19 protein-coding genes are annotated in these 19,882 nt (G+C 63.3%); 1 reads left to right on the top strand and 18 read right to left on the bottom strand.

Annotated elements, in window-relative coordinates:
- Positions 1–150: 150 nt before the first annotated feature.
- From NL532_RS05370 to uxaC, 10 genes are all read right to left on the bottom strand, one after another.
- Positions 151–333, bottom strand: a complete 183-nt coding sequence (locus NL532_RS05370; protein WP_023829307.1) for a hypothetical protein — start codon at positions 331–333, stop codon at positions 151–153.
- Positions 334–699: 366 nt separating this feature from the next.
- Positions 700–2,538, bottom strand: a complete 1,839-nt coding sequence (gene recQ / locus NL532_RS05365; RefSeq protein ID WP_023829308.1) for a DNA helicase RecQ — start codon at positions 2,536–2,538, stop codon at positions 700–702.
- Positions 2,539–2,802: 264 nt separating this feature from the next.
- Positions 2,803–3,141 (bottom strand): cupin domain-containing protein, encoded by a 339-nt coding sequence (locus tag NL532_RS05360; RefSeq protein WP_023684110.1) that lies wholly within the window; start codon positions 3,139–3,141, stop codon positions 2,803–2,805.
- Between the two features lie 10 nt (positions 3,142–3,151).
- Positions 3,152–3,919, bottom strand: a complete 768-nt coding sequence (gene kduD / locus NL532_RS05355) for a 2-dehydro-3-deoxy-D-gluconate 5-dehydrogenase KduD (RefSeq protein WP_023688892.1) — start codon at positions 3,917–3,919, stop codon at positions 3,152–3,154.
- A complete protein-coding gene (kduI, locus tag NL532_RS05350; protein ID WP_023688891.1) occupies positions 3,916–4,773 on the bottom strand; it encodes a 5-dehydro-4-deoxy-D-glucuronate isomerase in 858 nt (285 codons plus the stop codon). Before kduI ends, kduD begins: the two co-directional genes overlap by 4 nt.
- Positions 4,774–4,796: 23 nt before the next feature.
- Positions 4,797–5,573 carry a FadR/GntR family transcriptional regulator gene (locus NL532_RS05345; RefSeq protein WP_023700229.1) on the bottom strand — a complete coding sequence of 259 codons (777 nt, stop codon included), beginning with the start codon at positions 5,571–5,573 and terminating at the stop codon, positions 4,797–4,799.
- 23 nt (positions 5,574–5,596) lie between these two features.
- A complete protein-coding gene (locus NL532_RS05340; protein ID WP_023684106.1) occupies positions 5,597–6,877 on the bottom strand; it encodes a TRAP transporter large permease in 1,281 nt (426 codons plus the stop codon).
- Positions 6,878–7,441 (bottom strand): TRAP transporter small permease, encoded by a 564-nt coding sequence (locus tag NL532_RS05335; RefSeq protein WP_023668678.1) that lies wholly within the window; start codon positions 7,439–7,441, stop codon positions 6,878–6,880.
- A 70-nt stretch (positions 7,442–7,511) separates the two neighbouring features.
- Positions 7,512–8,489: a TRAP transporter substrate-binding protein gene (locus NL532_RS05330; RefSeq protein ID WP_023684104.1), complete on the bottom strand. Its 978-nt coding sequence runs from the start codon at positions 8,487–8,489 to the stop codon at positions 7,512–7,514.
- A gap of 38 nt (positions 8,490–8,527) precedes the next feature.
- The gene (gene uxaC / locus NL532_RS05325; RefSeq protein WP_023829309.1) at positions 8,528–9,937 is read right to left on the bottom strand and encodes a glucuronate isomerase; all 1,410 of its coding nucleotides are present in this window, start codon (positions 9,935–9,937) and stop codon (positions 8,528–8,530) included.
- A 189-nt stretch (positions 9,938–10,126) separates the two neighbouring features.
- On the opposite strand from uxaC, the gene NL532_RS05320 reads away from it, so the two are divergent.
- A complete protein-coding gene (locus NL532_RS05320) occupies positions 10,127–11,635 on the top strand; it encodes a mannitol dehydrogenase family protein (protein ID WP_023688888.1) in 1,509 nt (502 codons plus the stop codon).
- A gap of 28 nt (positions 11,636–11,663) precedes the next feature.
- Here the strand turns inward: NL532_RS05320 and lepB are convergent, their stop codons facing one another.
- The 8 genes from lepB to NL532_RS05280 all read right to left on the bottom strand — a co-directional run bounded on the left by lepB (position 11,664) and on the right by NL532_RS05280 (position 19,784).
- The gene (gene lepB, locus NL532_RS05315; protein ID WP_032892998.1) at positions 11,664–12,410 is read right to left on the bottom strand and encodes a signal peptidase I; all 747 of its coding nucleotides are present in this window, start codon (positions 12,408–12,410) and stop codon (positions 11,664–11,666) included.
- 525 nt (positions 12,411–12,935) lie between these two features.
- Complete coding sequence (locus tag NL532_RS05310; protein WP_023668674.1) at positions 12,936–13,343, bottom strand: F0F1 ATP synthase subunit epsilon; 408 nt, start codon at positions 13,341–13,343, stop codon at positions 12,936–12,938.
- A 109-nt stretch (positions 13,344–13,452) separates the two neighbouring features.
- Positions 13,453–15,024: a F0F1 ATP synthase subunit beta gene (gene atpD, locus NL532_RS05305; protein ID WP_023668673.1), complete on the bottom strand. Its 1,572-nt coding sequence runs from the start codon at positions 15,022–15,024 to the stop codon at positions 13,453–13,455.
- Positions 15,025–15,094: 70 nt separating this feature from the next.
- Positions 15,095–15,979 carry a F0F1 ATP synthase subunit gamma gene (locus tag NL532_RS05300; protein WP_023668672.1) on the bottom strand — a complete coding sequence of 295 codons (885 nt, stop codon included), beginning with the start codon at positions 15,977–15,979 and terminating at the stop codon, positions 15,095–15,097.
- Positions 15,980–16,013: 34 nt separating this feature from the next.
- Complete coding sequence (atpA, locus tag NL532_RS05295; protein ID WP_023684101.1) at positions 16,014–17,543, bottom strand: F0F1 ATP synthase subunit alpha; 1,530 nt, start codon at positions 17,541–17,543, stop codon at positions 16,014–16,016.
- Entirely contained in the window at positions 17,543–18,103 is a 561-nt protein-coding gene (locus tag NL532_RS05290; protein WP_023688887.1) for a F0F1 ATP synthase subunit delta, read from the bottom strand. Before NL532_RS05290 ends, atpA begins: the two co-directional genes overlap by 1 nt.
- Positions 18,104–18,349: 246 nt before the next feature.
- Entirely contained in the window at positions 18,350–18,745 is a 396-nt protein-coding gene (locus tag NL532_RS05285; RefSeq protein ID WP_023684099.1) for an AGROH133_08824 family phage infection protein, read from the bottom strand.
- Positions 18,746–19,088: 343 nt separating this feature from the next.
- Positions 19,089–19,784, bottom strand: coding sequence for an aspartate/glutamate racemase family protein (locus NL532_RS05280; protein ID WP_023829311.1), 696 nt, complete (start codon positions 19,782–19,784; stop codon positions 19,089–19,091).
- Positions 19,785–19,882 lie beyond the last annotated feature (98 nt).

Raw genomic sequence — 19,882 nt, 5'->3', positions numbered from 1 at the left:
GCTTCCGTGAAGCCTCTAGGACGCGTCGCGTTTCGGCGATGGTCGATTGCAGGGAGTCCAGTTGGCTCTCCGCTCGGAGCTGGCTACGGCGGGCGCTTTCAATGAACTGGTGGTCAGGTTCCCACCGGTCTTTCATCGGGCTTAGCCTCTCTACAGACGAACGAACTTGTCGAGAAGCAGGCGTATCCGCTGGCCCTCAGCATAGGACAGCGCAAACGGTTCAATCACGAATGATCGGGTAATTTCCTGGTCTTCCTTGGCCACAGGAACGGACCATTCGCCGCCGGCTTCGACCACTTCCCCGCAAGGCAATGCTTTGCGGATTGGACCCACGTTTCCACCACAGCCTCTATACGAAAAGCAATGGTAACCTCGAGTTTTATACTCCCGTCGAAAGCGGGTTTTCAACAACAAAGATGGTCTGAATCATACCATTCGGGTCAGGGATAGCGGCTGCCGACGTAGCGTCTCCAAGGCCGAGAAAACCGCCATCCGCGCGCAACAGCGGGTTTCCATAGTCACGGCTACATCCGAAGAATCGACCGCATAGATTCAGGAATGTGTGTTGTCGTCACGGTTCCATACAATTTGGAAGGCCATTCCCCTACGGCAGGGTAGCGCCAAAATGAAAGGATAAGCGGGCGGGCAAGTTGAAGGCGTACTGATGCCGGATCGGGCTTTGGTCCAGCAAAACCCCTTTCAGCCTGGCGTCTCGGAAAGGTGCGCGGCAATGGCGCTGACAAAAATCGCGCCGAACTCCTTGAGCTTGGCCGCACCTACGCCGTTGACCCCGGCGAAATCGTCGAGGTCTTGCGGACGACGCTCGGCCATGTCGATCAGTGTACGATCCGAAAACACCACATAGGCCGGCACCTGGCGTTCCTTGGCCAGCCGCAGCCGCAGCGTCTTGAGCGCCGCGAGCAGCGACGCATCGACATTTTCGCTCTGAGGGCTCTGCCCGGCACGAGCCGCGCGGCGCGCGGCGCGCGTGCGCATCTCGACCCGATACTGGAACGGCACCTCGCCCCGGCCGAGTGCGTGGCCCTTGTCCGCGATGGCCAACCCGCCATGGCCGGCCGGGTCCGGCATCAGGAAACCGTTCGCGACCAGCTGGCGAATCATAGATTGCCAAAAATCCTTCTTGTGCGCGGCGCCATTGCCGAAGGCTGCCAGCCTGTGATGCCCCCTTGCCGCGATCTTTTCAGTCTCGTGGCCGATCAGGATGTCGATGACATGGCCGGCGCCGAAGCGCTCGCCGCTCTGCGCCACCGCCGCCAGGATGAGGCGCGCCTCGGCGGTGCCGTCGGCGCGCGGCGCCTGTTCCAGGCAATTGTCGCAATTGCCGCAAGGGACCGCCTCTTCACCGAAATAACCGAGCAGCACCTGGCGGCGGCACTCGGCCGTCTCGCAATAGCCGATCAGCGTATCGAGCCGGCCATGCGAGCGGCGCTTGTGTTCGACAGCGGCGTCCTCGTCGTCGATGAACATGCGGCGCATGCGGATGTCGCCAAGGCCGTAAAGCATATGCGCCTCCGCCGCCCGGCCGTCGCGACCGGCGCGGCCGATTTCCTGGTAATAGGCCTCGAGGCTGCCCGGCAGGTCGGTGTGGAAGACATACGCGACATCAGGCTTGTCGATCCCCATGCCGAAGGCGATGGTCGCCACCATGACGACGCCCGACAGCGTCATGAAGGCGTTCTGGTTGGCATCACGCGCCTCCTTGCTCATGCCGGCGTGATAGGCGAGCGCGGTCACGCCGTTCTTTTCGAGAAACGCCGCCATCTCTTCGGTCTTCTTGCGCGAGAGGCAATAGACGATGCCGCTGCGTCCCTGATGGCGCCCGATGAAATTGAGCAACTGCCGCTTGCTGTCCTGCTTGGGCTCGATGGCAAGCTTGATGTTGGGCCGGTCGAAGCCAAGCACCTGCGTTTCGACACGCCCGCCAAACAGCCGCGTCTCGATGTCAGCGCGCGTCGTCTCGTCCGCCGTCGCCGTCACCGCAATGATCGGTACGTCGGGAAAGATGCCACGCAGCTGCGACAGGTCTTCATATTCGCGCCGGAACGCCGGCCCCCACTGCGAAATGCAATGCGCCTCGTCGATGGCGATCAGGCTGACATCGAGCCTGGCAAGCGCATCCAGCATCCGCTCGGTCATCAGCCGTTCCGGCGCGAGGTAGAGCAGCCGCGTCTGGCCCGACGCGACGCGGCGCCATGCCGCGACATTGGCATCACGGTCGATCGAGGAATTGATCGTATCGGCGGCGACGCCGGCGAGGCGCAGTGCCGCGACCTGATCCTGCATCAGCGCCACTAGCGGCGAAACGACAATGGTCAGCCCACCCTTGACCAGCGCCGGAACCTGGTAGCACAGCGATTTGCCGGCACCCGTTGGCATGACGGCCAGCACATGGCGGCCGCCAAGCAGCGCCTCCATCACCGCGGCCTGTCCGGGACGGAAATCGTCGAAGCCGAACACGTCCTTGAGGACGCGCCGTTTGGGATCGTGCGTCGGCACGCTTGTCGTCGATATCTGCATCACTGATGTTTTTGCGATCGGCCGCCCGAAGCAGCGGCGTGGACAGAACGATTAGCGCAGCCCCTGCGTGACCACAACAAGCAGCAGCAACACCCCACCGGCGATCGACCTGATTGGCATCGTTAAACCTATCTTCACCATGTTGCGGCACCGTCCAACCCTGCGGCGATGTTTCGAGTACCGCTGCGCCACGAGCGCACAGGCAACAGCCCGCGCCTCCCCAGGAGGCGCGGGTTTCCTGTTTCTGGAATTGCCGAAAAAGGTTCAGGCCAGGAAATCGGCGCGGTGCGGGGTAAAGCTGTCGACCAGGCGCCCGGCCTCCAGCGCCTTGACGCCGTGCACCAGATTGGACGGCACGATGAAGCTGCCGCCGGTCTCGATGGTCGCGGTGCGGCCGTCGATGGTCACCTCGAAGCGACCTTCGGCGACATAGCTGGCCTGGACATGCGGGTGCGAATGCAGTGCGCCGACGCCGCCCTTGTCGAAGCCGAACTCGACCATCATCAGCTCATCGGTGGAGACGAGAACGCGGCGTCTGTTGCCGTCCGGCGTCGGCGTCCAGGCGCTCTCGCCGGGCTGTGCGAAAATCTTGGCTTCAATCATGACCATCTCCTCATCGCGCCAGCCAGCCGCCGTCCACGGGAACCACCGCGCCATGCATATAGTCGGACGCTGGCGCCAGCAGGAACACGGCGGCATCGCCTATGTCTTCCGGCCCGCCCCAACGTCCCGCCGGAATGCGCGCCAGGATGGCAGCACTGCGGTCGGGATCGGCGCGCAACCCCTCGGTGTTGTTGGTTTCGATATAGCCGGGCGCAATCGCGTTGACGTTGATGCCTTTTGCCGCCCATTCGCAGGCCAGCAGCCGGGTTATGCCGAGCGCGCCATGTTTCGACGCGGTGTAGGAGGCGACGCGGATGCCGCCCTGGAAACTCAGCACCGAGGCGATGTTGACGATCTTGCCGCGCCGCCTCGGGTCGGTCAGCACGCGCCTGGCAAAACCCTGGCTGAGAAAGAACAGCGTCTTCAGATTGACGTCGATGACGTCGTCCCAATCGGCCTCGGAGAAATCGACCGCATCGGCGCGGCGGATGATGCCGGCATTGTTGACCAGCCCGTCGATCGGGCCGGTCTTTTCCCAGACCTGGTCGAGCATCGCCTTGGCGGCCGCATGGTCGGCAAGATCGCATCGCACCGCCTCGAACTGGCCACCGGCTTCCGCGACTTGTCTTTCCGTGTCGTCCATCGCCGAGCGGCCGACACCGATGACGGTGCCGCCGGCGCGCGCGATCGAGACGGCGATGCCTTGGCCGATGCCGGTGTTCGCGCCGGTGACCAGGATACGCTTGCCGGCCAGGCTGAAGGAGGAAGAGCCGCTCAACGCAATTCACCCAGCGGCACCGGGTCGACATCGGTGTAGTCGACATTGTCGCCGGCCATCGCCCAGATGAAGGCATAGTTCGAGGTGCCGGCCCCCGAATGGATCGACCAGCCCGGCGAAAGCACCGCCTCCTCGTTGGCCATCACCAGATGCCGCGTTTCGTCCGGCTCGCCCATGAAATGGAAGACGCGCGCCGTCTCCGGCAGGTCGAAATAGAGATAGGCCTCCATGCGCCGGTCATGCACATGGCAAGGCATGGTGTTCCACACCGAGCCCGGCGCCAGTTGGGTCATACCGACCACCAGTTGGCAGGTCTTGACGCCATCGGCATGGATGAACTGGAAGATGGAGCGTTCGTTGCAGGTTTCCTTGCTGCCGAGATCGAGGCGCTTGGCATCGCCAATGCGGATCAGCCGGTTGGGATGGGTGTGATGCGCAGGCGCGCTGAGCAGATAGAATTTGGCCAGTGCGCCCTCATCGGCCGATGCGAACGAAACGTCGGTGCTGCCCATGCCGAGATAGAGCATGTCGCGCGCCTGCAACTGGTGGGCCTCGCCATTCGCCGTCACCGAGCCGGCGCCGCCGATATTGACGATGATCAACTCGCGGCGATCGAGAAGATTCTTGGTGCCCGTCGGCTTGATCGCTTCCAGCGGCAGCGGCGCTGCCGCCGGCACGGCGCCGCCAACGATCATGCGGTCATAGTGGGTGTAGGTCAGGCTGATGCGTCCCTGCTGGAACAGGTCGTCAATATGGAAATTGTGACGCAGTTCGTCGGTGCCCATGGAAGCAGCGGCGACCGGGTCGATGGCGAAACGCGAGGTGAAATCGGTATGCGGGTGACTTTGAGTCATTGCTGCTCCAGCTGAATGAATGGCTATTTGGTTGCCGACGCCTTGACCGAGTCGGCGTAGTAGACCTGGCGGGCGTGCAGCCGCTCGCGGTAGCGCTCTTGGCTGGCGGTGAGATGAGCGCGCATCGCCTCGCGCGCGGCTTCGGCGTCGCCTGAGGTGATCGCATTCAGGATCACCAGATGCTCGCGCTGCAGCCCGCGCTGATAGCTGTCGGATTGCACAAGTTCCGTCGACCAGGGCGAGGTCACGTCGCAGGGAATGGCGCGGCGTCCGAGCACATCGAGCATCTCGACATAGAACGGGTTGTTGGTGGCGCTGGCGATTGCCCGGTGGAAGGCGAGATCGGCCGGACCGGTCGGCTCGCTGTTGAGAAGCAGCCGTTCGAATTCGAAGAACGCTTCCTGGATCGCTGCTTCCTGCGCGGCGTTGCGGCGAATGGCGGCGAGCCCGGCCGATTCGATTTCGACGGCCAGGCGCACTTCGAGCACATTGAGCGCGATGGAATCCTTGCTGCCCATGTCGGCGGCGAGCGCGCCGAACATCGTTGAGATGTGCTCGGTGACGAACACGCCTGCGCCCTGGCGCGCCTCGACCAGCCCGTCGGCGGCGAGCTTGGCCAGCGCTTCGCGGATGACGGTGCGGCTGACGCCGAAGGTCTCGGTCAGCTGGCCCTCGGTCGGCAATTTGTGGCCGGGCAGGATCTCGCCCGCCTGCAACTGCTTGCGGATCGCCGCAACGACGGTCTCCGACAGTTTGGGTTTTCTCTCGACCCTGAGATCAACAGCGCTATCCGATGCCATATCGCACCCCTGTTTGAAGACGCCTATTTGAACACGCTCGGCAACCAGAGCGAAATCGCCGGAATATAGGTCACCAGCCCCAGAACCACGATGCCCGCGCCATAGAACGGCCAGATCGAGCGCATCGCTTCCCAGACCGTAATCTTGCCGACGGCACAGGCGACGAACTGCACCGTGCCGACCGGTGGCGTGTTGAGGCCAATGCCGAGATTGAGGATGGTGATGACGCCGAAATGCACGGGGTCGACGCCGTAATGGGTGACCAGCGGCAGGAAGATCGGCGTGCAGATGATGATCATCGGCCCCATGTCCATGAAGGTGCCGAGCAGCAGCATCAAGACGTTGAGCAGAAGCAGCACCACCAGCGGATCGGTGGAGATGGCGTTCATGCCTGCGATCAGCAACACCGGCACTTTGAGATAGGCCATCAGCCAGCTGAACGAGGCCGCCGTGCCGATGATCAGCAGCACCATTGAGGTCGTGCGCACCGCGCCCTTTGTGGCATGGACGAAATCGCCCCAGGCCATCGACCGGTAGACGAAGACGGTGACCAGCAAAGCGTAGATGATGGCGATGCAGGAGCTTTCCGTCGCCGTGAAAATGCCCGAGCGAACGCCGCCGAAGATGATCCCGATGAGCAGAAGTCCGGGGATGGCGATGACCGCCAGCTGGCCGACACGCGAGAAGCCGGGAAAAGCCTCGACCGGGTAGCCGCGGCTGCGGGCGACGAAATAGGCGGTGACCATCAGCGAAGCGGCGAACAGCAGACCCGGCAGGATACCGGCGGTGAACAGGTCGGCGATCGAAATCTTGCCGCCGCCGGCGATCGAATAGATGATCATGTTCTGCGACGGCGGCAGAAGCAGCGCGATCAGCGCCGCCATCGAGGTGACGTTGACGGCATAGTCGGCTCCGTAGCCGCGCGCTTTCATCTGCGGGATCATCAGCCCGCCGACGGCAGCGGCTTCCGCCACCGCCGAGCCGGAAATGCCGCCGAACAACGTCGCGGCGATGATGTTGACCTGACCGAGCCCACCGCGGACATGACCGACCAGCGAGCCGGCAAAGGAAACGATGCGCTGCGCGATGCCGCCGCGCACCATCAGGTCGCCGGCAAAGATGAAGAACGGGATCGCCATCAGCGAGAACGCCGACATGCCCGACTTCAATTGCTGGAACACCACCAGGGGCGGCAGGCCGAGATAAAGCACGGTGGCGAAGGACGCCGCACCCAGGCAAAAGGCGATCGGCGTGCCGGCAAACATCAAAAGCGTGAAGACGCCAAACAGGATCCAGAGTTCCATCTAGGCCTCCTGCACGGCCGGCATTTCCGGCACTTCTTCGAGATTGATATCCTTGTCGATGTCGGCGCCGGACCAGCGCAGCGCGATGCGTTCGGCCGAGAACAGGCAGATCAGAAAGCCGCCGGCAACCAGCGGCAGATAGTCGAAACCGCCGGGAAGTTCGAGCGCCGGGATGACAGTGTGCCAGGTCAGCCCGACCAGCTTGCAGCCGTACCAGACCATGCCGAAGCCGAAGCCGAACGCGATCAGGTCGGACAGGGTGCGCAGCGCCCATTTGCTGCCCTTGGGCAGGATATAGAGCAGCACGTCGAAGCCCATATGGTAATTCTCGCGCACGCCGACGGCAGCGCCCAGGAAGATGAACCAGTTCATCAGCATGATGGCGGTGACTTCGGTCCAGCTCGGTGACGCGTTGAGCACGAAGCGGGAAAACACCTGGTAGGCAACAAGCGCGGTCATGGCGACCATCCCGATGCCCGCGAGATAGAGCGCACCGTCGCAAATCTTCGAAAGCACCGCGCTGAAGCGCGGTGGCGCTCCGCTCCTGGCCGTTCCCGCAGTCATCCGATCCTCCCGGTCTTTCCGTCCCCTAAAAGCGATTGGCGGGGCGGCGCCATGCCGCCCCGCCAGAAAATCACTTGGTCGCCTGGATGCGCGTCGCGAGGTCCTTGAGCTCCGGCGTCTTCAGATACTTGTCGTAGACCGGCTTCATCGCATCGATCAGCGGCTGCTTGTCGATCTCGCTGACCTTGACGCCGGCCTTCTCGACGATCTCTCGCGACTTCTTCTCCTGCGCGTCCCACAATTCGCGCATCTTGACGACGCTATCCTTGGCCGCCTGCTTGACGATCGCCTGGTCTTCCGGCGTCAGTCTGTCCCAGCTCGATTTCGACATCACCAGCACTTCCGGCACGATCTGGTGCTGGTCGACGGTATAGTGCTTGGCGACTTCGTAGTGCTTGGCGGATTCGAAGCTGGGCCAGTTGTTCTCGGCGCCGTCGATGACGCCGGTTTCGAGCGCCGAATAGACCTCGCCATAGGCCATCGGCGTGGCGTTTGCGCCAAGCGCGTTGACCATGTCGACGAACACGTCGGACTGGATGACGCGGAACTTCATGCCTTTCAGATCGGCGATCGAGGTGATGTCCTTCTTGGTGTTGTAGAAGGAACGGGCGCCGGAATCGTAGAAGGCAAGGCCGACCAGATCATGCGTCTCGAAGGCCTTGAGGATCTCGTCGCCGATCGGCCCGTCCATGACATGGCGCATGTGCTCGACCGAACGGAACATGTAGGGCAGCGACGGCACCGCGGTTTCCGGCACGATGCCGTTGAACGGACCCATCGAGACGCGGTTCAGATCGATGACACCGGTCTGCGTCTGCTCGATCGTGTCTTTTTCCTCGCCGAGCTGCGCCGAATGATAGACCTCGACCGAATAGCGGCCGGCGGTGCGCTCCTTGATGAGCTCGCCGAGATATTTGACCGCCTCGACGGTCGGATACCCGTCCGGATGGGTGTCGGCCGAGCGCAGTACGGTCTGGGCGCCGGCAACGCCGATCATCAGCGAGCCGAAGGCGAATGTGGCTGCCATCAGTTTTGAAAAATGCAACATGACTGTCTTCCTCCCTTTTAAAATTCCACGCGCCCGGCTCACAGCCGGTACGCCTTCTTGGCAAGCGTGTAGGCAAGCTCCCGCGCCAGCTCATGCGCCTCGTCCTCACGCAGCCGGTGCTCGGCGACGAGACGGGCGAGAAAGGCGCAGTCAACCCGGCGCGCCACATCGTGACGGGCGGGAATCGACGGAAAGGCACGGGTGTCATCGTTGAAGCCGACGGTGTTGTAGAAGCCGGCGGTCTCGGTGGTCATCTCGCGGAACCGGCGCATGCCTTCCGGACTGTCGTGGAACCACCAGGCCGGCCCGAGCTTCAACGCCGGATAGACGCCGGCCAGCGGCGCCAGTTCGCGCGCGTAGCTGGTCTCGTCGAGCGTGAACAGAATGATGGAGAGGTCGCGCTCCAGCCCGACGCAGTCGAGCAAGGGTTTGAGCGCCGCGGCATAGTCGGTGCGGGTCGGAATATCGAAGCCTTTGTCGCGGCCGAATTTTTGGAAAACACCAGGCGAGTGGTTGCGCCAGGAGCCGGGATGGATCTGCATGACCAGCCCGTCGTCGCGGCTCATCTTGGCCATTTCGGTCAGCATCTGGGCGCGAAACAGCTTGCGCTCGCGCTCGTCGTCCGAGCCGCGGCGGATGCGGTCGAACAGCTCTTCCGCCGCCGCATCGGAAAGATTGGCGGTCTCGGCCGTCGGATGGCCGTGGTCCGACGAGGTTGCGCCGAAGCTTTTGAAGAAGGCGCGGCGCTGGCGATGCGCGTCGAGATAGCCGGCCCATGTGCCGGTGTCGCAGCCGGCGATCTCGCCCAGACGATCGAGATTGGCCGAAAATCCTTCGAAGTCGGGATCGACGACGGCATCCGGCCTGTAGGCAGTGATGACGCGGCCCTGCCAGCCGCTGTCGCGGATCGTCTTGTGCCATTGGAGATCGTCGAGTGCGCCCTCGGTCGTCGCGATGACCTCGATGTTGAAGCGCTCGAACAGCGCGCGTGGGCGATAATCGTCGCGCTGCAAAAGCGCCGCGATGGTGTCGTAATGGCGGCTAGCGGTGCTGGCGTTGAGCGGCTCTTCGATGCCGAACAGATGCTCGAGCACATGGTCGAGCCACAACCGCGTCGGCGTGCCGCGGAAGAGGTAATAGTGCTCGGCGAAGCGCCGCCAGATCGCCCTGGGATCGGTCTCGACCGGCGAGCCGTCGAGGGTCGGGACGCCGAGATCTTCCAGCCGCACGCCCTGGCTGAACAGCATACGGAAAATGTAGTGGTCGGGCACCACCAGCAATTGCGCGGGATCGGGGAATGGCTCGTTGAGCGCATACCAACGCGGATCGGTGTGGCCGTGCGGGCTGATGATCGGCAGGTCCTTGATGCCGGCATGGAGATCGCGCGCGATCGACAGCGCGCGCCCTTCGGCGGCAAAAAGCAGATCCGGATCGGTCAGTCCCGCCACGTCGTTCCTCCCAGGGGCGATATCGGTAGGATTGGAAAGAAATAATGTCAACATACAAAAACTGGATTGTTGTATGATGACTTTTAACCGGCGTCAGGTCATTGTGCGGCGGAAGAGCGGATGTTACGCCGCTAGCAGATCCCGCCCCGCACACCATCCAGCGACAAGCCGCGCCCAACAAGCCAAGCCATGACCAGCAGACGCCTTTCCAACGCAACAGTGCAATCCTTGCCGGCCTCGGTCGCGGTCCCCCCCTATGATCGCGCCAGTGTCGCCCCAGGCATCGTCCATCTCGGCGTTGGAGCCTTCCACCGTGCCCATCAGGCCGCCTATGTCGATGACTGCCTAGCGGCCGGCGAGACCGGCTGGGGCATTGTCGGCGTCTCGCTGCGCAGCCCCGACACGCGCGATGCGCTGACGCCACAGGACGGGCTCTACACGCTGGCGGTGCGCGGCAGCGATGGCGAAGCGCTGCACATTATCGGCTCGATCCAGTCGATGCTGGTCGCGCCGGAAGACCCCGGCGCGGTGCTGGCCGCGCTGACCGACCCGCGCACCCGCATCGTCACCCTGACCATCACCGAAAAGGCCTATCTCAGGGCCGCCGACGGCAGCCTCGACGAAAACCATCCCGATATCGTCCACGATCTGGGCAATCCCGGATCTCCCAGGACAGCGCATGGATTCCTGGCGGAAGCGCTGGTGCGACGCCGGGCCGCCGGCACGCCGCCCTTCACCGTGCTTTGCTGCGACAACCTGCCGGCCAATGGCGCCACGCTGCACCGGCTGCTGGTCGGGTTTGCAAAACTGCGCGATGCCGGCGCTGCTGCTTCAGGCGACGCTGCCCTCGCCGGTCATATAGCCGATGACGTTGCATTCCCATCGAGCATGGTCGACCGCATCGTGCCGGCAACCACCGATGCCGACCGGGCGCGCATCGCGGTCGAACTCGGCCTCGAGGACGCCTGGCCGGTGATGACCGAACCGTTCCGGCAATGGGTGATCGAAAACAGGTTTCCAGCCGGCCGCCCGGCCTGGGAGAAATTCGGCGTCACCATGGTCGAGGATGTCCGGCCGTTCGAGGACATGAAGCTTCGGCTGCTCAACGGCGCCCATTCGGGCATCGCCTATATCGGCCTGCTCAGCGGCCACGTCACCGTCGACCGCGCCTTCGCGGATCCCGCGATCCGCGCGTTCGTCGACCGGCTCTGGGCCGAGGCCATCCCGACATTGCCTGGGGATGCCGGGCTCGACACGTCAGCCTATACGGCCGAACTTGCCGAACGTTTCTCCAACACCGCGCTGGCCCACCGCACCGCGCAGATCGCCAATGACGGCAGCCAGAAATTGCCGCAGCGCATTGTCGCTACCGCCATCGAGTGCATCCAGGCCGGCCTGGTCCCGGAGCATCTGACGCTGGTGATCGCCGCCTGGATCGCCGCCTGCGAGGCGCGCGGCAAGGACCTGCCGGAAGCCCACTTTACCGATCCGCTCGACGCGGCGCTGGCGGCGCTCGACGAACGACGGATGCTGGAACGAGTAGCGGCGGTGTTCGACTGGGCCGGCTTCGCCAGCGGCAAGCCCGAGCGGCAGACGCTGATCGAACTGGTCGCCGCTCATCGCGAGCATATCCTGCAAGGCGGGATCGTGCTTGCGCTCTCAGCGCTCGGCATACCGGAGCCGACAAACGTAGGCTGAAGCTGGTCCGGAACCGCCCATTTCAAGCCTATTGTCCCGCCGGAGCGTCCAGCCTCTGCCGCGACGAATACTCCGTGCCTTGCGAATTCCAGAACAGTCGCACTGCCTTGCCGACCAGGTTTTCGGCAGGAACGAAGCCGACACTGAGCCGGCTATCGGAGGAATTATCCCTGTTGTCGCCAAGCACGAAATAGTGGCCTTCGGGCACGTCGAACACCCGCGTGTTGTCGGTTATTGAATTGTCCGTAAGACTGATGACGGAATAGGAAACGCCGTTGGGGAGGGTTTCACGTTGCAGTCTGGCGCTTTGGGGAGAGTCCTCGGAGCTGTACGGACCAACATCCTCGAGTTTGACCGCCACACCATTGATGCGAAGGATTCCGTCGACCATCTGGATTTTGTCGCCCGGCAGTCCAACGACCCGCTTGACGTAGTCGATGCTCGGATCCGCTGGAAATTTGAACACCACAATATCTCCGCGCTTCGGCTCGGCGGCAAAGATCCGGCCTTCGAAGGGCAGCAGCCCAAGAGGAACACTGTAGCGGCTGTAACCATAGGCAAACTTCGAGACGAAGAAATAGTCGCCGAGTTCCAGCGTTGGTGTCATGCTGCCTGCCGGGGTCGAAAACGGCTGGAAGAGGAATGTGCGGATCGCTAACGCGGCTCCGTAGGAGGTCAGCACGGCCAACAGCAGCACCGAAAGGCCGTGTGAATACCACCGGTTCGGTCTGTATCGTGACGCGAAAGGCACGACGAGCGCTACCCACAGGACCATGAGACCTAAACTGGAGAGATCCACCAGCCAGGCGAGATCGACCCCCGGCAGAACCGGGAATCCCACATATGTCAGCGCAATGCTTATGGCGCTGATCACCACCAGGCTGGCAACCGCCGGCCGGCCGGCGCCGATCCAAAGGAACCCGCCGAACGGACCGCCAAAGGCCGCGATCAGCGCCGTCGTCCACCGGGATCGCGAGGCCGCTTCCGGTTGCGTTGTCTGTTCCGTCATCGGCCACCCCAAATCGATAGACAGCCGGACTGTCGAACAACCAGAAAGCAGGGGCAAGCCCCGATCCGACTGTACCGCCGCAGCCAAATCGCGGTTCCGCCGGCGCCATCGCCTAATACAAGCTCATCTCGCCCTGACTGGCAGCCGGCATGCCGCCACCCGATCTGATCATGCTGGCTGCCCGCCCTGAAATCCCGCCAAGGCCCTGCGCCTATGCGAGACGATCCAGGATGGCGGCCGCAACAAAAAAGCCGGGCTGAGCCCGGCCTTTTCTTCAAGTCATTCTGCGGCTTACGCCGGCAGCAGCGCGCCTTCGAGCGTGGTAAGCTGGCTAAGGAACTGCTCCGCCTTGCTGCGGCTCTGGTCGTCCTTGGCGTCGGCGGCGTCTTCCTTGGCTTCCTGGATGCGGCGGGCGAGATCGGCGCGGTCGATATCGCCGACGGCGACCGCCGATTCGGCGAGCAGCGTGCAGCCGGCAGGGACGATGTCGGCAAAGCCGCCGAACACCACATAGCGCTCTTCCTTGCCGCCGGCGGTCTTCAGCGTGACGACGCCCGGCTTGATCGTGGTCATGACTGGCGCATGGTGCGCCATGACTGTCATTTCACCTTCGGCGCCTGGAATGACGACGGACTCGACCTGCTCGGAAACCAGGAGGCGCTCCGGCGAGACCAGTTCGAACTTGAAAGCTTCAGCCATGTCAATTTAGTGAGTAGGGAATAGTGAGTAGGGAGTAGGGAGAGGACAGCTGTCCTGATCACCCGGCCGCTATTCACTACTGACTACTGACTACTCCCTATTGCCTTGATTACGCTGCTTCAGCCGCCAGGCGCTGAGCCTTCTCGACCGCTTCGTCGATGCCGCCGACCATGTAGAAGGCGGCTTCCGGCAGGTGATCGTAGTCGCCGTTGCAGAGGCCCTTGAAGCCCTTGATTGTGTCGGCGAGGTCGACCAGCTTGCCCGGCGCACCCGTAAACACTTCGGCGACGAAGAACGGCTGCGACAGGAAGCGCTCGATCTTGCGGGCGCGGGCCACCGTCTGCTTGTCCTCTTCCGACAGCTCATCCATGCCAAGGATGGCGATAATGTCCTGCAGCGACTTGTAGCGCTGGAGGATCGACTGCACCTGGCGGGCGACGGCATAGTGCTCCTCGCCGACGACCAGCGGATCGAGCATGCGCGAGGTCGAGTCGAGCGGATCGACGGCGGGGTAGATGCCCTTTTCCGAGATCGCGCGGTTGAGCACGGTCGTCGCGTCCAGGTGGGCGAACGAGGTCGCAGGCGCCGGGTCGGTCAAATCGTCGGCCGGCACGTAGATCGCCTGCACCGAAGTGATCGAACCCTTGGTCGTTGTGGTGATGCGTTCCTGCAGCGCACCCATGTCGGTGGCCAGCGTTGGCTGGTAACCCACGGCCGAAGGAATACGGCCGAGCAGCGCCGACACTTCAGAACCGGCCTGCGTGAAGCGGAAGATGTTGTCGACGAAGAACAGCACGTCCTGGCCCTGGTCGCGGAAATATTCGGCGACCGTCAGGCCGGTCAGGCCGACGCGGGCACGCGCGCCCGGCGGCTCGTTCATCTGGCCATAGACCAGTGCCGCCTTGGAGCCTTCGCCGCCGCCCTTCTTGTTGACGCCGGACTCGATGAACTCGTGATAAAGATCGTTGCCCTCGCGGGTGCGCTCGCCGACGCCGGCGAAGACCGAGAAGCCGCCATGCGCCTTGGCGACGTTGTTGATCAGCTCCTGGATCAGAACCGTCTTGCCGACGCCGGCGCCGCCGAACAGGCCGATCTTGCCTCCGCGGGCGTAGGGCGCCAGAAGGTCGAGCACCTTGATGCCGGTGATCAGGATCTGCGCTTCCGTCGACTGTTCGACATAGGTAGGCGCCGGCTGGTGGATGGCGCGCATCTCGATGCCGTCGACCGGGCCTTCTTCGTCGACCGGCTCGCCGATGACGTTGATGATGCGGCCGAGCATGCCCGGGCCGACCGGAACGGTGATCGGCGCGCCGGTGTCATAGACGTCCTGGCCGCGAACCAGGCCTTCGGTGGAATCCATGGCGATGCAGCGCACGGTGTTTTCGCCCAGATGCTGGGCAACTTCGAGCACCAGGCGGTTGCCGACATTGGAGGTTTCGATGGCGTTCAAAATGGCCGGCAGATGATCGCCGAACTGCACGTCGACGACGGCGCCGATGACCTGGCGAACCTTGCCGATGGCGCCGGTCTTCTTGACGGCAACGCTCGTCGTCTTCGCTGCCGGGGCCGCGGCCTTGGCGGGCGCGGCCGCCTTCTTGGCCGGAGCGGCCTTCGCCGCTGCTGCCGGAGCCTTTGCGGCCGCTTTGGGGGCCGTCTTCGCGGGGGTCGCTGCTTTCGCCATCGTCTTTACCCTTCTCGTCCTTTGTTTCTCACGCTCCATCAGAAGGTCGATGACCTCCTGGCGGTCGCGCCTAGAGCGCTTCGGCGCCCGAAATGATTTCGATCAGTTCCTTGGTGATCTGCGCCTGCCGCTGGCGGTTATAGGTGATCGACAGTTTGTTGATCATGTCGCCGGCATTGCGCGTTGCATTGTCCATGGCGCTCATTTTGGCGCCCATCTCGCCGGCTGCGTTTTCGAGCAGCGCGCGGAAGACCTGGACCGAGATGTTGCGCGGAATGAGGTCGGTGAGGATCTCGCCCGGCTCCGGCTCGTATTCGTAGACGGCATTGCCACCGGCGGTCGCTTCGGCGGGAGCCGAAGCCACGCCGGCAGGAATGATCTGCTGCGCGGTCGGAATCTGGCTGATCACCGACTTGAACTGCGAATAAAACAGCGTGCAGATATCGAAGCCGCCTTCGCCGAACAGATGGATGATCTTACGGGCGATCGCATCGGCATTGACGAAGCCGAGCTTCTTGACATCGCGTAGGTCGACGCGGTCGATAATCAGCGAGGCATAGTCTCGGCGCAGAATGTCGAAACCCTTCTTGCCGACGCAGATGATCTTGACCTGCTTGCCGTCGGCCAGAAGCCGGCGGATATGGTCGCGGGCCAGACGTGCGATCTGCGAGTTGAAGCCGCCGCACAGGCCGCGCTCGGCCGTGCAGACGACGAGCAGATGCACATCGTCCTTGCCGGTGCCGGTCATCAGCGCCGGGGCATCGCCGCCGCCGCCGATCGCCTGCGTGATATTGGCCAGCACCGCACCCATCCGCTCGGAATAGGGACGCGCCGCCTCCGCTGCTTCCTGCGCGCGACGCAGCTTCGCCGCGGCGACCATCTGCATCGCCTTGGTGATCTTCTGCGTCGCCTTGACCGAGGCGATACGGTTACGAAGGTCTTTTAATGAAGGCATGCTTCAAACCTGATCCCGAGCGTCCGGCTTCTTCTCAAGCGAAGGTCTTGGCGAAGGCGTCGATCTCGGCCTTCAGCTTGGCGCGCAGATCGTCCGACAGCGCCTTTTCCTTGCGGATGCCGTCCAGCACGTCCTTGCCGGCCGAGCGCATATGGCTGAGCAGGCCGTGCTCGAACTTGCCGACCTGGTTCAGCGCCAGCTTGTCGAGATAGCCGTTGACGCCGGCGAAGATCACCGTGACCTGCTCCTCGACCTTGAGCGGCGAGAACTGCGGCTGCTTCAACAGTTCGGTCAGGCGCGAGCCGCGGTTGAGCAGGCGCTGCGTGGCGGCGTCGAGATCGGAGCCGAACTGCGCGAACGCAGCCATTTCGCGGTACTGCGCGAGCTCGCCCTTGATCGAGCCGGCGACCTGCTTCATCGCCTTGATTTGCGCCGACGAACCGACGCGCGACACCGACAGGCCGACGTTGACCGCCGGACGGATGCCCTGGAAGAACAGGTTGGTTTCGAGGAAGATCTGGCCGTCGGTGATCGAGATCACGTTGGTCGGGATGTAGGCCGACACGTCGTTGGCCTGCGTCTCGATGATCGGCAGCGCGGTCAGCGAACCGCCGCCCAGATCGTCGTTGAGCTTGGCGGCGCGCTCGAGCAGGCGCGAATGCAGGTAGAACACGTCGCCCGGATAGGCTTCGCGACCCGGCGGGCGGCGCAGCAAGAGCGACATCTGGCGATAGGCGACGGCCTGCTTCGACAGATCGTCATAGCTGATCAGCGCATGCATGCCGTTGTCGCGGAAATATTCGCCCATGGTGGCGCCGGTGAACGGCGCCAGGAACTGCATCGGCGCCGGATCGGAAGCTGTGGCGGCGACGATGATCGAATATTCAAGGGCGCCGCGCTCTTCGAGAACCTTCACGAACTGCGCGACCGTCGAGCGCTTCTGCCCGATGGCGACGTAGACGCAGTAGAGCTTTTCCTTTTCCGGCCCGTTGTCGTGCACGGCCTTCTGGTTGAGCATCGTGTCGAGGATGATCGCGGTCTTGCCGGTCTGGCGATCGCCGATGACCAGCTCGCGCTGGCCGCGGCCAACGGGGATCAGCGCATCGATGGCCTTGAGGCCGGTCGACATCGGCTCGTTGACCGACTTGCGCGGGATGATGCCTGGCGCCTTGACGTCGACGCGCTTGCGTTCGGTCGCCTTGATCGGGCCCTTGCCGTCGATCGGATTCCCGAGCGCGTCGACGACGCGGCCGAGCAGGCCCATGCCGACAGGCGTATCGACGATGGCGCCGGTGCGTTTGACGATGTCGCCTTCCTTGATGTCGCGGTCGGCGCCGAAGATGACGACGCCGACATTGTCGGCTTCGAGGTTGAGCGCCATGCCGCGGATGCCGCCGGGGAATTCGACCATTTCGCCGGCCTGGACATTGTCGAGGCCGTAGACGCGAGCGATACCGTCACCGACGGACAGCACCTGGCCGACTTCGGAGACCTCGGCCTCCTTGCCGAAATTCTTGATCTGGTCTTTGAGAATTGCGGAAATTTCCGCGGCGCGGATGTCCATCAGCCGACCTCTTTCAGTGCAAGCTTGAGCGAATTGAGTTTGGTTTTGAGCGACGTATCGATCTGGCGCGAGCCCATCTTGACCACCAGCCCGCCGAGCAGCGACGGATCGACGGTAACAGTGATGGCCACGTCCTTGCCGGCGACGCCTTTCAGCGCGGCCTTGAGTTCGGTCTGCTGGGCAGCCGTCAGTTCATGCGCCGAAGTGACCTCGGCTGATGTCTCACCGCGCTGTTCGGCGGCGATCTTGCGAAAAGCCTTGATCATGCCGGGCACCGCGAAGAGCCGGCGGTTGCGGGCGACGACGCGCAGGAAATTGCCGGTCAGGCCGGTGATGCCGGCCTTGTCGGCGATCGACGCGATTGCCTTGGCCTGGTCCTCGCTGGAGAACACCGGGCTGTTGATGAGGCGCGTCAGGTCGGCGCTGTCATCCAGCATCCTGGCGAAACTGTCGAGGTCGGCCTCGACCTTGGCCACCGAATTCGACTGCCGCGCAAGTTCGAACAGCGAACCCGCGTAGCGTTCTGCGACACCCGAGATTGGCGATGACGATTGAGCCACGGACCGTCTTTTCTCTTGTCTGAGGGGCCGCAGATTGTTGGCGCGAGCAAAAACTCTGGCTAAATCTTTGACCTTACTAAGTTTTTCCAAGCACGGAGGCGCGGCTTCCGCTATCCCCGGCCGAAAGTCGATTGCCGTCTAGCACAGGCATTTTAAGACCGCAATGCGTCGTCCCGCATGCTTTTCGGGCACTATTGTCGCATCCGGCCGCAGAGTTCAACCGAAGCCTTTGGATTGGCTGCCGATTCAGGGCAGAAAGCCGAAGACGAAGGCAAGCGGCAACGCGGCCAGGACGAGTTCGACGACGATCGACGCCCAGTTGAAAGGCGTGTTGGCGCCGTCCGACATCATCGACAGCAAACGGCCAAAAGCGGTGAACAGCCAGGAAAAGCCGAGTGCCATATAGAGCCACGGCTGCGCCAACAGAATGCAGCACAGGCTGACGCCGAGATAGAAGCCCGACATCCGGCCGCGCCCTTCCGCGATTGCCGCTGCCCTTTCGGGCCGGACCTGCAGCCGCAGAATCCGAAATGCCAGCCCTGGCGCGAGGAAAAACAGCAGACCGAGCGCCAAGGTGACGACGGCGCTGGACCAAGCCAGCCATTCGCCCTGGCTGGTCGGCCACGGAAACGCAAATTCCATCTTGCTTTCATCCCCTCACAGCAATGCCGGATGCATTGAATGTCGCTGCAAAAAGAAGTCAAGCGCGCGGCAGTTTTGGCACGCAATTCGTGAAGGAGCGGAAGGCTGTTTAGGCCGCGCGCGCGTCCGCCCAGCATCGTGGCCAACCTGTATTGTCAGGCGACGCCTCCCTCCTATCTGCAGGACCGGTTTTGCACAGCCAAAGGCCCCGACACCGATCGCCTTTATTTCCTGACCAGGCACCTCAATCTGGCCGGCACGGAAGCAGATCGATGGAAGCTGAAAGTTGTCGGCAGCGGCAATGTCGCCGTGGCCGCCCAGCCCTGATCTCTGTTTTGGCCCTTCAGGGCAGCATGAATGCGACCGCCGCCTCGGCATGGATGCGCGTGGTGTCGAACACCGGAATGTCGAAATCGCGCTGGCCAATTAACATGGTGATCTCGGTGCAGCCCATGATGACGCCATCGATCTTCTCATCGCGTCGCAGACGGGCGACCTCGTCGATATAGGCCGCCTTCGATGCCGCGCTGACGATGCCCCGGCAGAGCTCGTCGTAGATTACCTGGTGCACCATGTCGCGCCCGGCCTGGTCCGGCACCACGGGCTGCAGCCCGTATTTCTCCGTCAGTCGGCCCTTGTAGAAATCCTGCTCCATGGTGAAGCGGGTCGCCAGCAGCGCCGGCCGCTTGACGCCGGCGCCCTTGACCGCGACGGCCGTGGCGTCGGCAATGTGGATAAGCGGGATCGACACCGCCGCCTGCACCCGGTCGGCGAGCTTGTGCATGGTGTTGGTGCAGATCAAAAGCCCCTCTGCGCCGCCCGCCTCCAGCTTGCGCGCCGCATCCGCCAGCAGCACGCCCGCACTGTCCCAGTCGCCATGATGCTGCCGGTCGGCGATTTCGGCGAAGTCGAAGGAATAGAGCAACAGCTTTGCCGAATGCAGCCCGCTCAGCCGCTCGCGCACGATCTCGTTGAGCAGGCGATAATAGATCGCCGTCGATTCCCAGCTCATGCCGCCGATGAGGCCAAGGGTTTTCATGCGCTGAGCCTCCAGCAGGACCGAACGATCTCTCTCACAGAAAAGCTTTACGGGTCGATGTCAATCTTAACGCGCGCCGTACCACGCTCTTCGGCCCG

It is taken from the genome of Mesorhizobium sp. C120A, assembly GCF_030323105.1.
Taxonomy (GTDB): Bacteria; Pseudomonadota; Alphaproteobacteria; order Rhizobiales; family Rhizobiaceae; genus Mesorhizobium.
This window is presented reverse-complemented; position numbering and strand designations above follow the sequence as displayed.